Source organism: Nitrosococcus halophilus Nc 4 (assembly GCF_000024725.1).
GTDB classification, from domain to species: Bacteria; Pseudomonadota; Gammaproteobacteria; order Nitrosococcales; family Nitrosococcaceae; genus Nitrosococcus; species Nitrosococcus halophilus.
On sequence record NC_013960.1, the window covers coordinates 1374756 to 1389574 of the forward strand.

Annotated in this window: 10 protein-coding genes; 7 read left to right on the forward strand and 3 right to left on the reverse strand. The window is 51.2% G+C overall.

The window, feature by feature from the left end; genetic code table 11:
* The first annotated feature begins 46 nt into the window (after positions 1–46).
* Together NHAL_RS06670 and NHAL_RS21815 are read left to right on the forward strand one after the other, a co-directional pair.
* The gene (locus tag NHAL_RS06670; RefSeq protein WP_013032408.1) at positions 47–3547 is read left to right on the forward strand and encodes a pyridine nucleotide-disulfide oxidoreductase; all 3501 of its coding nucleotides are present in this window, start codon (positions 47–49) and stop codon (positions 3545–3547) included.
* A 335-nt stretch (positions 3548–3882) separates the two neighbouring features.
* Complete coding sequence (locus tag NHAL_RS21815; RefSeq protein WP_238985458.1) at positions 3883–5646, forward strand: hypothetical protein; 1764 nt, start codon at positions 3883–3885, stop codon at positions 5644–5646.
* A gap of 13 nt (positions 5647–5659) precedes the next feature.
* Here NHAL_RS21815 and NHAL_RS06680 read toward each other — a convergent pair whose 3' ends face one another.
* A complete protein-coding gene (locus NHAL_RS06680) occupies positions 5660–6430 on the reverse strand; it encodes a hypothetical protein (RefSeq protein ID WP_013032410.1) in 771 nt (256 codons plus the stop codon).
* 127 nt (positions 6431–6557) lie between these two features.
* Here NHAL_RS06680 and NHAL_RS06685 point away from each other — a divergent pair, with 127 nt between their 5' ends.
* Positions 6558–8204, forward strand: a complete 1647-nt coding sequence (locus NHAL_RS06685) for a MutS-related protein (protein WP_013032411.1) — start codon at positions 6558–6560, stop codon at positions 8202–8204.
* 84 nt (positions 8205–8288) lie between these two features.
* Here the strand turns inward: NHAL_RS06685 and NHAL_RS06690 are convergent, their stop codons facing one another.
* The gene (locus NHAL_RS06690) at positions 8289–8954 is read right to left on the reverse strand and encodes a ferredoxin reductase domain-containing protein (protein WP_013032412.1); all 666 of its coding nucleotides are present in this window, start codon (positions 8952–8954) and stop codon (positions 8289–8291) included.
* A gap of 154 nt (positions 8955–9108) precedes the next feature.
* On the opposite strand from NHAL_RS06690, the gene NHAL_RS06695 reads away from it, so the two are divergent.
* The 4 genes from NHAL_RS06695 (at position 9109) to NHAL_RS06710 (ending at position 13862) form a co-directional block, all read left to right on the forward strand.
* A complete protein-coding gene (locus NHAL_RS06695; RefSeq protein ID WP_013032413.1) occupies positions 9109–10284 on the forward strand; it encodes a M20 metallopeptidase family protein in 1176 nt (391 codons plus the stop codon).
* A complete protein-coding gene (locus NHAL_RS06700) occupies positions 10268–11407 on the forward strand; it encodes a carboxylate-amine ligase (RefSeq protein ID WP_013032414.1) in 1140 nt (379 codons plus the stop codon). Before NHAL_RS06695 ends, NHAL_RS06700 begins: the two co-directional genes overlap by 17 nt.
* A gap of 271 nt (positions 11408–11678) precedes the next feature.
* On the forward strand, positions 11679–11921 hold the full coding sequence (locus NHAL_RS06705) for a hypothetical protein (protein WP_013032415.1): 243 nt from the start codon (positions 11679–11681) through the stop codon (positions 11919–11921).
* Positions 11922–12134: 213 nt separating this feature from the next.
* Positions 12135–13862, forward strand: coding sequence for a DUF885 domain-containing protein (locus tag NHAL_RS06710; RefSeq protein WP_041354698.1), 1728 nt, complete (start codon positions 12135–12137; stop codon positions 13860–13862).
* Between the two features lie 240 nt (positions 13863–14102).
* On the opposite strand, the gene NHAL_RS06715 is transcribed toward NHAL_RS06710, so the two are convergent.
* Positions 14103–14669, reverse strand: coding sequence for a DUF4184 family protein (locus NHAL_RS06715; RefSeq protein ID WP_013032417.1), 567 nt, complete (start codon positions 14667–14669; stop codon positions 14103–14105).
* Between the last annotated feature and the right edge of the window lie 150 nt (positions 14670–14819).

The following is a 14819-nucleotide window of genomic DNA, read 5'->3' on the forward strand; positions in this document are numbered from 1 at the left end:
TAAGTTTAAGCAGTTATTGAGCAATTGGTTTTTGATGAGAGAAAGGATGGCAGCAGACGATGCATTGACGCTAGAGGATATCGCCTTCTCTGAGCTGTTCCAGGTCACCGGGCTGGAAGTTTTGGATAAGGGGTTTTTAGACTTATTAAAGTACCGGGATTCCGAGCTTTATCGGCACGTTATCAGCTACCGACAGGCTTCCGAACCCTTGCCGCCGGTGGCGGAAAGTGAATTACTCTTGGCTTTGGCCCCCCATCTAGAAGATTTTTTGGCGCGCTTCTTTGGGATTGAAGGAGAATTGGCCGCCAGTGGCAATGCCACCCTGAGCCATGATCCGGTGATGGTCTTTAAAAAAGAATGGGTGCAGCGCCGAGGACGGCGCTATCGGAAACCCATTGCGCGATCTTTTTATACCCTAGATCGGTGGTTGAGCGAACAACTCCAGCAAGCTGGGTTAGCGGAGGCCGACCGGGAACAGGCGGTTGCCCAATGGGCCCAGGGCCTGCATCAAGCTGAAGCGGTCCCTGGGGAGGTCACTGAGGCCTTAATCCAATGGTGCGCCTTGGCGTTGACCGATCCGGATGGGCAGCGGGCGGTCGCCGGTTGGACCAGTTTTCATCTGCCGCGAAAAGTGGACCATGCCCGCTTGGTGCCCCTTGAACACCTGGAAGGGGATTCGCTCCACCGGCTCCAGGCCAATCCAGCCACCTTTCGGCGGCGCGATGGGTTCAAGCTCACCGATCCCCGCATGTCGGCCCGGGCGGTGCAGGGAGAAGTGCATTACTGCATTTACTGTCATGACCATAATGGAGATTTCTGCTCCAAGGGTTTTCCGGAGAAGAAGAACCAGCCGGAACTGGGGTTTAAAGCCGATCCTTTGGGGGTTACTCTGACCGGATGCCCGGTGGAGGAGAAAATCTCCGAGATGCACGCCCTCAAGCGGGAGGGCCGCACGATAGCAGCTTTGGCCGTTGCCATGGTGGACAACCCCATGGTGCCGGCCACGGGGCATCGCATTTGCAATGACTGCATGAAATCCTGCATTTATCAGAAACAGGAACCGGTGAACATTCCCCAGATCGAGACCCGGGTGCTGACGGATGTCTTAGACTTGCCTTGGGGAGTGGAGATTTATGATCTTCTCACCCGCTGGAACCCCCTACGGCAGCGGCAATTTTTACTTCAACCCTATAACGGCTACAAGGTCTTGGTATCCGGGATGGGGCCGGCCGGTTTCACCATGGCCCACCACCTGACCATGGAGGGGTGCGCCGTGGTGGGTATTGATGGGCTCAAGATGGAACCTTTGCCGGAAGCGTTGTTGAAACAGCCTGTCCGGGAGTGGTCAGCCCTCAAGGAATCCCTAGACGAACGTATTTTACTGGGGTTTGGGGGAGTCGCTGAGTATGGGATCACCGTACGCTGGGATAAAAACTTCTTGAAGCTCATTTATCTCAGTTTGCTTCGGCGCCCCCTGTTCCAGGCTTTTGGTGGGGTTCGTTTAGGCGGGACCATGACCTTGGAGGATGCCTGGAAGCTGGGATTTGATCATGCTTGCATTGCCACCGGCACCGGGTTGCCCCGGGTCATTCCCATGGGCAATAGCTTGGCTCGGGGAATGCGGCAGGCGAGCGATTTTCTAATGGCCCTACAGCTCACCGGCGCGGGCAAGGAAAGCAGCCTCGCCAACCTGCAAGTGCGGTTGCCTGCGGTGGTCATAGGCGGTGGCCTCACGGCCATTGACACGGCCACGGAAGTTCAAGCCTATTACATTAAGCAAGTGGAAAAAATGCTCACCCGCTATGAGAAGCTGGTGGCAGCCCAGGGCAAGGCGCAAGTGCGGGCAGGTTTGAGCGAAGAAGATGAGGAAATCCTAGAAGAATTTCTGGCCCATGGACGTTTGGTAAGAGCCGAGCGTCAACGGGCCGCTCAGGCAGGAGAGGCACCGGATTTTATTCCCCTGCTGCGCGCTTGGGGCGGCGTTACCCTGGCCTACCGCAAGGGACTCAATGCTTCTCCGGCCTATCAGCGTAATCATGAAGAAGTCCTCAAGGCCATGGAGGAGGGGCTTTATTACGCGGAGGGCCTGGAACCTCTTCGGGCGGAGCTGGATAAATACGGCCATGTGAAAGCGCTGGTGTGTCGGCGCATGAGGCAGGAAGAGGGGCGTTGGCTTGGCACGCGGGAGGAGATCACCTTGCCCGCCCGCGCCGTGTTTATTGCCGCCGGTGCTAAGCCTAATACTATCTATGAGCATGAATATCCTGGCAGTATTGAGTTAGAAGGTGATCACTTCTTACCCCATGTGGAGCATCCCGATGGTTTGCAGCCGGTTCAGGTGGCTGAAGATTGCAAGTCGTCGGAGTTTGGTCCCTTTACTTCTTACCACCGGGAAGGGCATATGGTCACTTTTGTGGGGGATACCCATCCGGTATTCCAGGGCAGTGTGGTCAAGGCGATTGCCTCAAGTAAGCGTAGCTATCCCCAGGTCATGGCCGCTTTGGCGCTGCACCCGCCGGCGAGTAAAGAGGACTATAACGACTTTCGAGCGCAAATGGCCGACTTATTGACCCCGCGAGTAAGTCAAGTCAACCGCAGTAATCCTGGGATAGTAGAAGTGTGGGTGCGGGCTCCTCTTGCCGCCCGTAATTTCCGTCCCGGACAATTTTTTCGTTTGCAGAGTTTTGAGTCCAATAGCCCCGAAGTGGAAGGGACCCGTTTGCAAATACCGCTGCTCACCGTCAGCGGCACGGGAGTCCAGGACGATCAAATTCGGTTGATGGTATTGCAGTGGGGGGCTGGACCCCGTTTGGTCGGCCGTTTGCAGCCTGGAGATCCCCTGGTGCTTATGGGGCCGACCGGGGCGCCTACTGAGATCCCCCAGGGAGAGACGGTGCTGGTCGTGGCAGGCCGCTGGGGGGCGGCGGCAATGCTTGATCTGGGTCCTGCCCTCCGGGCGGCGGGCAATCGGGTTCTCTATGTGGCTGCTTTTGGCTCGGCCGCTGAATTAGACCGCCAAGATGAGCTTGAAATGGCGGCCGATCAGCTCATTTGGAGCACGGCTCGGGAGCCGAAAATTACTCCCCGTCGGCCCCAGGACTTGAGCGTAGTGGAAACGGACATGGTTGCCCTGCTACAGCGCTACGGGGCGGGGGAATTAGGGAGCCCTGAGGGCAGTGGACGTCTTCCTTTGAGGTCGGTAAATCGATTTCTGGTGATGGGGTCTACAGGGCTATTGCACGGTTTCCAAGGGGCTTTGAAAGGGCCCCTGAAAGACGTTTTTCGCTCCGATCTCAAAGCCATCGGCATGGTGGGAAGTCCCATGCAGTGCATGCTAAAGGGCGTTTGCGCCCAGTGTTTGCAGTGGCAGATTGACCCGGAGACGGGAAAACGCACCCGTGCTGTCTTTTCTTGCGCCGAGCAGGACCAGCCTTTAAGTTGGATCGATATCGATAATCTGGTGGCGCGTCAGCTCCAGAATCGTCTTCCGGACCGGCTCACTTCCCAGTGGTTGGATTATGTCTTATCTCAAACCCATCCTAGCTAACGGCGGTTCTGGATAGCTCAGGTTCTTGTAGACGCCACAAACGAAAGTCGTCGTGTTTTAAATGGGGAGAATTGAGCAAATGAAGGGAAGGCTAAGCCTATCGGTTTCGGGCAATGACCTTGCCGGAAACGGCCTCAAGGCCTTATTGATGCGCCCCTCCCTGGCGCGCGCCCTTCGGGCCTCCTGCAGGAGGTCCCGATTCGCTCCCGGCGAATCGGTCCGGCCTACTAGGAGGCGCTCATAAACCGCCCGTAGGCCGGATTAAGCGTTACGTATCCGGCAAAACAATACCAAGGTGAACCGAGAGAGCAGGGAGAATGGAGCGCCAAGAGTTAATGATTACTCTCCCAAGCGAGGAAAAGAGACTTCGCCGTCAGTTTTGGATCGGTTTGCTTCTCTCCATGCCCGTTCTGTTCTATAGTCCGCCATTCCAGGAGTGGCTTCCGTTCTCTTTACCGGCATTTATGGTCCGCTCCTGGATAGCGCCGCTTTTTGCGCTCCTTGTTTTTAGCTATGGCGGCTTGCCTTTTTTGCGCCTAGCAGCTAAAGAACTTCACTCCTCTCACTGGGGAATGATGGCGTTTCTTTCTCTGCTGGTCATTGGGGCTATTAGTGCTTCCCTCGCCTTTCTGATCTTGGCTTTCCTGGTTTCAGCGCCGATAGGGGGGTCTCTGTGGATAGGGGTCGTCCTGATGGATGGACTGCTCCTTGGCCAATGGGTGGGGGGGCGTCGCTTGCGTCAGGTCACTACTCCTCTGCAGCGAATAATTAGCTTGCTGCCTGAAACAGTCGAGCGGATCACCCAAAAAGACCAGAGGGAAACCGTGCCAGTGGGCGAGCTGAAAAGGGGGGATCTCGTGCTTATGCGACTGGAAAGCCGCACCCTGCCTGCCCAGAGTCATCTCCTGAAAAAAACGGAAATGGCGTCTCATGAAGACCGTGATTATGGGGCCATGGTAGCCGATTTCGCCCGTCGTTTCCGGACTCCGCTGATTCTGGTGGCCTTGACCCTGATGGCGGTAACTGTGGCTTACCTTTTGAGCAAGAGGGAAGCGGTGAATGTTCTCAATTTCGAGGCGCTTGGGCTTGGGGCCACAATAGCCATCTTTGCAGGAGCGTCTTTAGTGATCGGGGTGGCGGGAACTTATCTCACCCGCTCAGCGGATCTTTTCGCGGATCTCACGGGGATTGGTGAGGCGTTAGTGGGGGCGGTGCTGCTGGGTGCGGTCACCTCCTTAGCGGGTGTCGTCACTTCCCTGACGGCAGCGGCTGAAGGTCATCCCGTGCTGTCGGTAAGCAATGCCATTGGGGGTATCGCGGCCCAGACGGCTTTCCTTGCTGTGGCGGACTTGTTTTACCGGGGGGCCAATCTCGAGCATGCCGCCGCTTCCCTCCAAAATTTAATGCAAAGTGTGATTTTGATTAGCCTACTCATGGTATTGCTGGCCGTGATTACGACCCCCCAAGTTACCGTCTTTGGGGTTCATCCCGCGTCTCCTGTCATCATTGTCGCCTATCTCGCAGCCGTTAAACTCGTCTCCAGATCCAGTAAGATGCCCATGTGGGCGCCCCGGAAAACGGCTCAGACCGTGCTGGATGAACCTGATGAAAAGGGGATTCAGCACACCAGCTTAGCCAAGGTCTCTGTGAGCCTTCTGGTCAATGGGATAGCGGTTGCCATCGCCGGTTACCTCGTTGCTCAATCCGGGATTGCGTTATCCGCCAAGACTGGGCTTTCCGAGACCTTCGTTGGCAGCTTATTCACAGCAGTGGCCACTTCCTTGCCTGAATTAGTGGTTTCGGTAAGTGCAGTAAAGCAGGGAGCACTGACCTTGGCGGTCGGTAACATTGTAGGAGGCAATTCATTCGAAGTCCTGGTCGTTGCCGCAGCCGATTTCGTCTATCTTGACGGTTCACTCCTGCACGCTACCACGGAGAGCCAGACCTTTATTATTGCCTTGACCGCCTTATTAATGGGAGTTTTGCTCTTGGGGCTATTGTATCGCCAACGTCAGGGGATTGCGGGAATTGGCTGGGAGAGCTTTTTAATCCTGTTGTTGTTTCTCGGAGGCTATGGGGTGTTGTACCTCATGGGTTGATTGGATGTAATTTTTACTTCGGTGCCGCAAAGTTAATCGTGACGATATGGGTTTTATCCCCCAGGTTGAGGCCAAGGCGTATTGAATTTGCCGATTGGGCTTCTTCCTTGCCCGGAAAAAAGAGATAGCCATAGGCCAACTCTCCGGGGCGAATCCGTTCATTCCGCAGAGATTCTCGAAGTAAATCCTGGCGAATCTGTTGGTCAAGCTCGTCATAGCGCTTGGTTCCGCCAAAGAGCGCGCCGGCGGCGGCCCCTGCTGCAGCCCCTTTGGCGGTAATTTCACCCACATTTTCTCCGGTGACAATTCCAACCGCCATGCCCGCCAGGGCGCCGGCGGCGCCGAGAAGGACGGCGGGTTTGCCGGTTCCTTTTGCGGTTTCTCCCAGTTCCACATGGCTGCGGACGCGTTGATAGGCTTGTTCGGCGGTTAACAAGGGCCAGGCCTGTCCTTGAGCGTCGATAAGGAAAGTCTGGTCGGCCCTGACCCGGGTTGTTGACAGGCTTTGGTTGTCGATAACAAAGCGAATGGGGAAGAGGCCCGCACCGCGGATATCAAAGCCAAAGGCTTTATTGGCTTCTTTATCGCTGGCGAAGGCCCGGGCGACCACTTTTGCGCCGTCCACATCCACGTGGTCCGATTGGGCCTCTGGAAAGGGGACCGGTGCTACCCGTTCTCCGTAAGTGGCACAGGCGAACAGGAGGGTGAGCAGGCCGAGGAGGAGCCCTAAACGGGCTCCAACGACCCAGGCAGGAGAGCCTGATTTTTTAACTTTTTTTGTCATCGGTAAGCTAGAGGTTTTGGAATTTGAGGATTGACAGTCCCAAGAGTCATTGAACATAGTGGTTTTTAATAATTATAAATTCGATACCCATTCAAAAGAAAGGTTCACCTATAGTTTGGAGTGATTGATGAGTAGTGCTTTAAAAGAATATCTAAGAGAAATGATACATGGAATGTACGAACCTATTTTGAGGGGCAGTGAAGCTCCACCGTCGATTCGTTCCGCACAGCCATCGCGCGTGGGGGAAGGAGTTATTGATGAATCTACATTCCAGGTGATAGAAGCGGACAGGCTTTTCGATGCGTTAAATGGCGCCAATACAGTGGTGGGGCAGACCGCACTGTATCGCTCCGTAGCCCAGCCTTTACATTCCGCCAAACTTATCAAGGCTAAGCAGGAGGCATTGCAGGAACTGGCGTCAAATGGGAGCCTTCGAGAAAAGATCGAAGCGCTGCTGCAAAAAGCTTCACAGCGGGAACAAGATTTTTATCGTTTACTTTTTAGTAAATTTACCGGTTTCTTTGGTAGCTCGAGAGGGGATAGTGAAATCGAAGGCTACGGCTATGCCACTTATAAAAAGGGCACTGCTTTTATGCTCGACTTGGTCAAGGATGTCCGTGCATTACCTACACCGGAGAGCGATTATCTCAGAGTTTTGGTCGATGATATCAAGCAATTTGGCTCTACAAAAATTTACTCTTTGATGCAAGGACCTGTCTATTTAACAGAAGGTGGAATTAAATCCAGAGAAGAGAAAAAAAGATTTGTTCCCGCGGCAAGATTTAGGCCCACCCTCTTTAAGCCCTTTTTTATCCTGGCAGTATTGCTCATCATTGTTGTTCTAACGACCTATGGCCCTATGGTGCTCGGCATCTCCTTTTCCATGACGCCCATGTTCATGTTGTTTTTCGTGCCCGTGCTGCTACTGTCTTATATGCCGGCGGTGGGGACATTTGACCGGGATAGTTGCATTTATCCCTTGCGGAAGCGCTACAAAGATTCGGAAGAAGTCCACACCGCACTGGAAGCCTTGGGGAAGATAGATGAACTCCTTTCTTTTCATCACTATGGGAAGTCCTTTGGCAGTCCCACCTCATTACCAAGAGTTATCGAAGCAAAGACCCATACTTTGGTATTGAGGGAGGCGAGGAATCCTATCCTGGGCAAAGGCAATCCCAGTTATGTTCCCAATGACCTTGACCTGGACGGGCAGAAGTTAACCTTTATTACCGGTCCGAATAGTGGGGGCAAAACAGCTCTTTGTAAAACGATTGCCCAAATTCAATTGCTTTCTCAAATAGGTTGCTATGTGCCTGCAGAAGACGCTGAAGCCTCCGTTGCCGACCGGATCTTTTACCAAGTTCCAGAGATCAGCTCCCTAGAGGATGTAGAAGGGCGATTCGGAAAGGAGCTTAAACGGACAAAGGATATGTTTTTGGTGACCACCCCACAGAGCTTGATTATTTTAGACGAGTTGTCGGAAGGAACGACTCATGATGAAAAATTAGAGACCTCTTTTCATGTGCTCAATGGGTTTTACAAAATAGGAAATAATACCGTCCTGGTGACTCATAACTATGAGCTGGCTGAGCGATTTAAGGAAAATAATCTTGGACGGCATTTTCAGATGCAGTTTGTAGGGGAAGCTCCCACTCACAAAATCGTAGAGGGAATCTCAAAAGTAAGCCATGCGGATCGAGTAGCAAGGAAAGTAGGATTTGCGAAAGAGGATATAGAAAGATATTTAAAGGAAAGAGGTTTTATCAGTGGATAAACACTCCTATTACTTGGTTTAATAAGTATAAAAAGCTAATGGGGAGTCGCCAGGGAAGGCGACTAACCACATTTTGTAAATATCTTATTTTTCAAACACCAGTGTATTAGGAGCAGCGCCAAGCTCGATCAGTGCGCTGTTAATGTCTTTGACAAATTGTGGTGGCCCGCAAGTATAAAAACGCTGACTAAAGTCAGAGATTTTCTCTTGTAAGAATTCTTTGTTGATAAACCGGTTGTCATAGCCTGCCCCATTAGTCTCGGTACAAGTCAAAAGACAATTTTCATCAAAATAATAACGGAATTCCTTCTCGCAAATAACGTCTGCCGGCGTCTTATTGGAAAAGATCAGCATATGATCAGCAAGCTGACCCTCACGGGCAAGTTGGCGAATGATGGCGATAAAAGGCGTTATTCCAGCGCCGCCGGCAATGAAAACCCCGGGCCCTTGATGGGTAATGGTGCCAAAGGCTTCGGATAGGAGTAGTTCTTCACCTGGCCGCAAAGCATGCAGTTTTTCCGTGACGCCGTGATGGTCCGGATATTCTTTGATAATGAATTCCAAAACCTTATCTTCTTCTAGGGAAGTCGGCGTGAAGGGCCGCCCTTGGTCTTTCCACTCCGGCTGATTAATGGCCAACTCAACACCTTGGCCAGGTTGATACTCAAACCCAGGCGGCCGACTTACCAGGAAGCGCTTAACATCATGGGTAACGAACTCCGTCATTAATAAGGTCACGGTATAGGACATTGGATAGCATCCCCTAAAAGTGTATTAACCATGTTTTTTAGTCTATATCAAATAATAGAGCTGTCATAAAGAACAAAACAGTATTTTCAAAGTCTAGTCTGCGGGGCCGGAGCAAGGCAACCGCTGAGGGCAAAAAGCTGCGGGGTGAAGACTGATGAGCATGGTAGCGCAGGTTGAGCCAATTTTTCCCAGAATGGTGGAGCTAAGGAGGATTTTCCACCAATATCCAGAACTTGCCTTTGAGGAAAAGCGAACTGCTGCGGTCATTATGGAGGAATTGCAGCGTCTCGATATTGCTTTTGAATATGGCGGGGTCGGCGGTGGGGTCGTCGCCCAGATTACCGGCAAAGAGGAGGGTCCAACCGTGGCCTTGCGGGCTGACATGGATGCTCTTCCCGGGGAGGAGATGACCGGACTTCCTTTTGCTTCATCGAATAAAGGCAAGATGCATGCCTGCGGCCATGATGGCCACATGGCAATGCTGTTGGGAGCAGCCGCCTTGCTAAAGGAAAACCCCCCGCCCGGCAAGGTAAGACTTATCTTTCAGCCGGCAGAGGAGCGAGGGGCCGGGGCTAAAGTCATGATCAAAGCCGGAGCCCTCAAGGGAGTCAAAGCCATTTTCGGTGGCCATGTGATGCGCCAATTTAAAGTTGGTGAGTTCATGGTGGCCCATGGCCTGATTACCGCCCACTCCGACAAATTTACCATTCGGGTGCAGGGACGGGGAGGGCATGGAGCCAGACCCCATGAGGCAGTGGATGCCATCGTGGTGACGGGGCTGCTCATCATGGCGATACAAACCTTGATATCCAGGGAAATTAATCCGTTCCATCCTTCAGTGGTCACCATTGGTCAGGTGCAAGCAGGCAGTGCACCCAATGTGATTGCAGAGGGCGCTTTGCTCCAAGGGACCATCAGGACGACCGAACCTGCCGTGAGAAACCATATTCTCCATGGGCTAAAGCGTATGGCCAAAGCCACCGGTGAGCTTCATAATGCTATGGTAGACATAGAAATTACGGAAGGTTACCCCCCCGTCATCAATACTGATCGAGAAGCGGAGATTGCCCGCCAAGCCGCACTCAAAGTGGTGGGGGAGAAGGGATTGATCCCCATTGAGTACCCCAGCATGGGTTCAGAAGACTTTTCCTTTTACCTTCGAGAAGCGCCGGGCTGTTATGTCCGGATAGGTGCTTGCCGTGAGGGATGGAAAAATATTCCTTTGCATAGTCCTGCTTTCGATTTCGATGAAGAAGCTTTAAGGATGGGGGCAGCCTTCTTTGATCAGGTGGCGCGGGAAGCCATAGCTGAGTATGCGAAAGAGCCATAAGCATTTGGAGTTTAAAGGTTCTAGGAAGGCTTCTTTAGGGATAGAAATAGAATTTCAACTCCTGGATAAGGAAGGATTGGATCTAGCAGATGGGATCTTACCCCTTATCGAAAACTATCCCGAGACGCCTTATATCAAGCCGGAGATGAGTCAATGCACTGTGGAGATCAACTCCAAAGTGTGCGCCAACCTCCAGGAGTTAGAAACCGATATTATCGCGGTTATTGAAACTTTAGCAGCCCGTTGTCAACAGCAGAAACTGGTCCTGTGTGGTGCCGGGACTCATCCTTTCTCGGTACGTCCTGCCACCATTACGCCCCTCCCCCGGTATCGGGAGATGGAAAAACGGGTGGGCTATTTAGCCCACATTTTCAAGACTTTTGCATTACACGTTCATGTGGGCATGCCTTCAGGGGACACGACCCTTGCGGTCATGGCCATGTTGAAACCTTATTTGCCTATTCTCTTAGCCCTGTCCGCCAGCTCCCCTTTTTGGGAAGGGCACTCGACGGGATTTGCCTCTTTTCGCCAACGGGTGTTGGCCATTATGCGGGATTATGGGGTGCCGCCTACTTTTCATAAATGGAAAGATTTTGTGACGTTTTTTGAGAATACTCAAACGGCTGGGGTCTATGGCATTATTCGCGACATTCACTGGGATTTGCGCCCCCGTCCCCAGCTAGGAACTTTAGAAGTCAGGGTCATGGATACTCAGCCAACGATTAAGGAGACGATGATGTTGACGGCGCTAGTCCATACCCTGATTGTTTATCTCCAACGTTGTTGCGAGCAAAAGGAATGTGGTTATTTGTTAATGCCACACCATTGGTGGATGGAAAAGATGAATCATTTCAGAAGTTCCCACCAAGGGGTCGAGGCAAATTATATTATTGATGACCAGGGCCACAGCAAGCCAATGAGAGCTATCATTCAAGAGCTTCTGACAACCTTGGCGCCCACTGCTGAAAAGCTAGGAACAGCCTCCTATTTGAAGCGCTTGGAAACACATCTGGAAGAGGGACCTAGCTATATCCGGCAGCGGGAAGTCTTCAAAAGAACCGGTTCTTTAAAAAAGGTCGCTGCTGCGCTGGCTCAAGAATTGGAGCAAGAAATTACCCAGTGAAGCTGTGGTCCAAAATGCATTTGTTGCTCTTTATCAAACAGTAGCTTGGTTTATGTTGGGTTGTCGCTAGAGTTTAGAGATCATGGCATTCTCGAAGTCGTGGCCTAAAGAGAAATATATACTTATTTATTCAATAACTTGTTGTTTTTTACGAGAACTCCATCACAATTGGCATAGGGTGTGCAGCGAGAGGGTTGAGCATAAAAGGCTCAGCAAATTTTAAATTTTAGCCTAACGAATATTTTTAGCTTGAAGAGGAGGATCCTAGAAGATGGCTATTCTCGTACTTAAAGATCTGCCTGAGGCGCGGGAGCTCAGCCCCGAGGCCCGCGCTGCTGTGGTGGGTGGTTTCCAATTACCCAGCTTAAGCTTAAGTGAGCGAATGCAAGCTCACCCGCTCTGGCCATTAACCCCTTCCCCGGAAGTGGTCCCCATGTCCACGAATAGGGAAACCCAGAGTCGGACCCAGCATCATTCGTTATCGAACACGGTATCCCAAACTCTCAGTTATTAATCTCTACTGGTCAGGCGATGGGGTTTAGTTTCATCGCCTACCTTTTCAAAGTTAATTTTTAAGGCTATCTTGAGCCCCAGAACGCTCTTGAAGAGTTCGCTTTATGGTAATAGGCTTCTCTTCGTGCGCACAGCGCACGCTACTTGTCGGCTCGTAGGGGCGGTTAAGCTGCGTGAAACCGATCCCATTGTAATAGGCGCTAAGGGGACAAAAATGAGAAAAACTTTTTCTTTCTTTTCAGGGGGTATAGTCGTTTTCTTTTTGACCTTACTCCTGTTTTTCGTAGGTGTCCAAGAGACGCGAGCAGCAGAAAATAATACCGACTGGGATGCATTCGTTCACAATTTCATCGAAGAATATTTTGTTGTCAATCCTGACTTTGCCGTTCGTGCGGGTCGGCATGAGTTTGATGGCAAGCTGCCTGATTGGAGTCCAGAAGCGCTTGCCAAAGAGGTCAAGCGCCTGCGGTCGGAACGCCAACGGGCCCTTGCTTTTGATTCAGATTCCTTAACGGCAAGTCAGCGTTTTGAGCGTGATTATTTAATTGCCTGGATTGATAAGGATCTCTTCTGGTTGGAGACTTCGGAATGGCCTTATAAAAATCCAGCATTCTATACTCAAGAGCTTGATCCCAATGTTTACCTTAGCCGCCCCTATGCTCCGCTAGAAGAACGTATGCGAGCTTATATTGCTTACACCAGAGCCATTCCCACCGCAGCCAAACAAATTCGCCATAACCTGAGGACGCCGCTGCCACGAACCTATGTGGACATTGGCGAGAAGGTATTCGGAGGTCTCGCCGCTTACTATGAAAAAGATGCGCTGGCCATTTTCAGCGCCGTGGATAACGCGCAGTTGCAGAGAAAATTTCGGGCGGCCAATAAGCGAGCTATTGAAGCGATGAGGGAACTGCAACAGTGGATGCAGGCACAACGAGACAATGCCACCGATGACTTTGCTTTAGGTGCGCCTCTTTTTCGGGCCCTGTTGCGGGAGACCGAGCGGGTAAAAGTGCCTATTGAGCGGTTAGAGAAAATAGGGCGTCAAGATCTTGAGCGCAATCTTGCGGCATTGCAGAAGGCGTGCGGAGATTATGCCCCTGGCAAGACAATACCGGAGTGCATTGAAAAAGCCCAGGCGGTAAAACCTGAAAAGGGTCCTGTTGAGGAAGCACGCCGCCAGCTCCAGGAACTTAAGGCCTTTGTCATTGCTAAAGATCTAGTCACGATTCCAGGCACTGAGCAAGCTCAGGTGGAGCCTTCCCCCCCTTATATGCAATGGAATTTTGCCTATATCGACATTCCTGGTCCTTTTGATAAAGCGTTACCTTCTGTTTACTATGTGGCGCCGCCTGATCCGTCCTGGTCTAAGGAAGAACAAGAAGCCTACATTCCGGATAAGGCAGACCTATTGTTTGTCTCGGTCCATGAAGTTTGGCCGGGCCATTTTTTACAGTTCTTACACTCCAACCGGGTGGCTTCCCCAGTGGGAAAACTTTTTGTGGGTTACGGCTTTGCTGAAGGTTGGGCCCACTATGCGGAGGAACTGATGTGGGAAGCCGGGTTAGGTAATGGCGATCCAGAAATTCATATCGGTCAATTGCTCAATGCCCTATTGCGAAATGTGCGTTACCTTTCCGCCATTGGCTTGCACGCCCAAAGGATGACTTTAGCAGAATCAGAACAGATGTTTCGGGAATTTGCCTATCAGGATGCGGGTACGGCAAGGCAACAGGCGGCGCGGGGAACCTTTGATCCGGCCTATATCACCTATACCTTGGGGAAGTTGATGATTAAGAAGTTACGGGAAGAGTGGACTGCTTCTCGGGGAGGACGCGAGGGGTGGCGGGCGTTCCACGATAAATTTCTTTCCTATGGTGGGCCCCCTATTCCATTAATTCGGAAAGAGATGCTAGGGAGTAGTGCAGGTTCCCCTCTCTAACTTTGGTTTCTCCCGGATAATTCATAAGATCACCACAAAGGCACGAAGAACACAAAGAATAAGTAGATTAGAGAGGAACATTTTCATCAATTTCTTCCAACTGACTGAGATTTCTTTACCTTCGTGTACTTTGTGTCTTGGTGGTAAGCCCCTATCATCTGGGAATGATTTGTGGTGTTCCGCAAACCCGCTTTTGTTTGTTAGTAAAAAGGTTTGCGGGACACCACTTATTTAGATTACTCAATGCCCCTGGTTGCTAACCTGCTGTTCTTTTTCTGTTTCTGTGGCCTCCAAAACTTCTCTTGTTTCCCAGAATAACCATAAAACGATAATACCGAGTCCTCCGCACATAATGCAGAACATATGCAGATGAAAATCGCTAATAGCCCCCCAGAAGCCATTGACTAACGAAAAGGGGGCAAAGGGTTGCATGTCGGCGTGCATGATACTATCCATCAGGATATGGCTATAGGCGCCAAATGCTGCGGCTATAGCCGCTGCTCTCCATGAAATTTTAGGCGTAACATAGAGCCAGCGATAGTATTTTTCTTTAAGCAAGGTATTCCATAATTTAATTCCCCACTGACATAGTGGTCTACCCACTAGAACGGCAAGTAAAATAATCAAGGTAGCGCCAAGATAGGTATGGAGAAATCGATGAACCGGTGATTCATTCTTGATGAGAAAATATAGTGCCTCCGTATCAATAGCTAATTGGGTAAACACAAACACAGGAAAACTAAAATATCGTGGCGTTACAGATTTCATCTGTAGGCCTAAGCCAAGATGTATGATGGTGGCTGGCATGGTCCAACTCCCTACACATGATATAAGGTAGTTAAATTTTTACACCGAAATTAAAAGATTGACAACCCACCAATCAAAGGCGCGTGGCAAAGATTAGGCCGACTCTAAAGGGAAATTCCTCCCTGTTTTGGAGAACATAGGGAGATAGTG